General features: G+C 69.1%; 4 protein-coding genes and 1 pseudogene. 2 read left to right on the top strand and 3 right to left on the bottom strand.

The genetic code is table 11. The annotated features are described in order from the left end of the window. Both AAG565_RS15635 and AAG565_RS15630 read right to left on the bottom strand, forming a co-directional pair. The coding region (locus tag AAG565_RS15635) for a hypothetical protein (RefSeq protein ID WP_348819923.1) at positions 1 to 77 on the bottom strand (77 nt) is incomplete at its 3' end. Between the two features lie 47 nt (positions 78 to 124). Next, positions 125 to 787 (bottom strand): TetR/AcrR family transcriptional regulator, encoded by a 663-nt coding sequence (locus AAG565_RS15630; RefSeq protein ID WP_348820575.1) that lies wholly within the window; start codon positions 785 to 787, stop codon positions 125 to 127. A gap of 102 nt (positions 788 to 889) precedes the next feature. Between AAG565_RS15630 and AAG565_RS15625 the strand changes: the two genes are divergently transcribed. After that, positions 890 to 1,675, top strand: coding sequence for a sterol desaturase family protein (locus AAG565_RS15625; RefSeq protein WP_348820574.1), 786 nt, complete (start codon positions 890 to 892; stop codon positions 1,673 to 1,675). A gap of 8 nt (positions 1,676 to 1,683) precedes the next feature. Beyond that, positions 1,684 to 2,487, top strand: coding sequence for a GNAT family N-acetyltransferase (locus tag AAG565_RS15620; protein WP_348820573.1), 804 nt, complete (start codon positions 1,684 to 1,686; stop codon positions 2,485 to 2,487). Here the strand turns inward: AAG565_RS15620 and AAG565_RS15615 are convergent. Beyond that, a pseudogene (locus tag AAG565_RS15615) lies at positions 2,466 to 2,628 on the bottom strand (homogentisate 1,2-dioxygenase); the annotation flags it as partial. The gene AAG565_RS15620 and the pseudogene AAG565_RS15615 overlap by 22 nt on opposite strands.

Below are 2,628 nucleotides of genomic sequence, written 5' to 3'. Positions count from 1 at the left end.
ATGCAGCGCGCCAGATCGCGCGAGACGACGACCAGGCGCCCGTCGCGGGTGCCGTCCTTGAGCGTGGCGAGTTTCATGCGCCGATTTTCGGCGTTTCGGTGGCCCTCGGCTAGCGGCGCTTCCCTCAGCGCCGCATGCGCCGGAGATCCTTCTCCATCGCGGCGAACAGCGTGTCGAGACCGAAGCTGAAGATGTCGTCGAGCCGGGCCACGCGCAGATGCGGCACCACTTCAGTGATCCGCGGATGCCGCTCGGGGTCCGCGTAGCGCTCCAGCAGGATCGGCGTCGCGGCGCCCTGCATTGCACGGCTGCCGACTTCGGCGATGCCGGCGCCGACGACGAAGCCTGCAAGCAGACGGAAGTAGCGCGCCGTGTGCTGCGCGTCGAAGCCGGCATCGGCGAAGGCCTGCAGAAGGCGCTCGTAGAAGGCCAGCGAGCGCTCGGTACGGAAGCGCCGCGACGCCAGCACCCAGAACGCGCGCGGATGGTGAATGGCGACACCGCGCAGCGCGTCGAAGCAGCGGCGCAGACGCAGCAGCGGCGCGTCGTCGCCGTCGAGCGCGGGATCGGTCTCGTCGAGCAGGCAGTCGAGGACGCCGTCGAGCAGTTCGGCCTTGCTGGGGAAATGGTGGTACAGCGCCATCGCCTCGACGCCGAGATGGGCGCCCAGGCGGCGCATGGACAGCTGTTCCAGCCCTTCGGCGTCGATCAGTTGCAGCGCCGCCCGGGCGATGCCGCCGCGGCTAAGCGGTTCGCGCGGCTTCTTCCGGTCCGGACGGGGGGACACGACTCGTGGACGGATGGACATACGCTGGACTTTACACCGTAAAGCCAGAGATGTATAACGGCCTTACACCGTAAGGTTCGGGTAGTTCACAGGAGAAGTGCCATGTCCGCCGAAGACCTCGTCGCCTTGATGATCCCGGTGACCTTTTTCGCCATGATGGCCGCCGAGCCGCTGCTGAAGACCGGTCGTACCTTTCCGGAGATCCGCTGGTGGCGCGGCAAGGGTGTCCTGTTCTTCGTCGTGCTGATGACGATCAATGCCGTGCTGCCCTCGCTGGTGCCGCCGGAATGGGCCGCGCACAGCCTGCTGCCCGGCGCGCGGCTGGGCGTTGCCGGTGGCGCGCTGGCCGGCTACGTCGTGCTGTCGCTGGCAACCGCGACGCTGCACCGTGCCTATCACCGCTACCCGCTGCTGTGGCGCGTCCACCAGCTGCACCACGCACCGCAACGGATCGACATCGCCGGCGCCGTGGTGTTCACGCCGCTGGAAGTCATCAACAACGTGATCGTGTCCTTCACGGTGATGGTGTTCGTCCTCGGTCTCGATCCGCTGGCCGCCGCGATCACCGGTTATGTCGCCGCGTTCTACGGCCTGTTCCAGCACTTCAACGTGCGCACGCCGCGCTGGCTCGGCTACCTGATCCAGCGGCCGGAATCGCACTGCGTGCATCACCGGCGCGGCTTCCATTCCTACAATTACAGCGACCTGCCGATCTGGGACGTGCTGTGGGGCACGTTCCGCAACCCGGCAGAGTTCCACGGCGAAGTCGGCTTTGAACAGGAAGAATCCCTGCGCTTCGGCGCCATGCTGCTGGGCCGCGACGTCAATGCGGCGACGCTCGGCCCCGGCGCGCGCGGCCGCACCGATGCGGCGTCGAATCCAGCGTGAACGCGCACATGAATGAGCTCATCCACGATGCCGACACCATCGAGGCAGCGGCCTGCGCCGACCTCTACGCCGCCGGCGCCGACGTGCCGGGAACCTCGGCGCAGACGATCGGCGGCGCGACCGTGCTGATCGCGCCCTCGATCCCGGTGAGCCATTTCAATCGCGTGATCGGCCTGGGCGTCGACCAAGCGGCGACCGAGGCCGATCTCGACGCGATTGAGGCTGCGTTCCGTGCCTCCGGCGTGAACAGCTGGTGGGTGCATCGGTCGCCGCTGGCACAGCCTGCTGCACTGGAAGAGTGGCTGCGCCAGCGTCGCTATGCGCTGCCGCCGCGACGCGCCTGGGCGAAGCTCGTGCGCGATCCGGTGCCGGCAGCGCCGGCGCCGACGGCGCTGGCCGTGCGCGCCGCCACGCCGGCGGATGCGCAGGCGATCGGCGTGATCGCCTGTTCCGCCTACGACATGCCGGCGGCGCTGGCGCCGTGGTTCGCGTCGCTGGCCGGACGCAGCGGCTGGCAGTTGTTCGTCGCCTGCGACGGACCGGCTCCGGTGGCGACCGGGGCACTGTTCGTGCGCGACGGCATCGGCTGGCTCGGCATCGGCGCGACGCTGGCCGACTGCCGCGGTCGCGGTGCGCAGTCGGCGCTGCTGGCGGCGCGCATCGACGCCGCACGCGCCGCCGGCTGCCGCCTGATTGTCACCGAGACCGGCGAACCGGTCGGCGACGAAGCCAATCCCTCGCTGGCGAACATCCGCCGCGCCGGCTTCGTGCAGGTTTGCTCGCGGCTGAACTACGCGGCGCCCCAGGACTGATGGTAGGCGGTCCACTCGACTGAAGTCGCCGGGGCTTGGACCTCGAGCGCGTCGCGCGTGTCGATCATCACCGCGTACTCGTCGGTCGCCGGCTTGTTCTGCACGAGCATGTTCTGCAGCGCCTTCGGATGCGGACCGTGG

The organism is Fontimonas sp. SYSU GA230001 (genome assembly GCF_040066175.1).
GTDB lineage: Bacteria > Pseudomonadota > Gammaproteobacteria > Nevskiales > Nevskiaceae > Solimonas.
The sequence above is the reverse complement of the archived record's forward strand: the minus strand, read 5'-3'. Positions and strand labels throughout refer to the sequence as shown.

Coding starts and splice junctions, on each gene's coding strand:
- AAG565_RS15625 (WP_348820574.1), top strand. CDS start 890: ATGTCCGCCGAAGACCTCGTCGCCTTGATGATCCCGGTGACCTTTTTC.
- AAG565_RS15620 (WP_348820573.1), top strand. CDS start 1,684: ATGAATGAGCTCATCCACGATGCCGACACCATCGAGGCAGCGGCCTGC.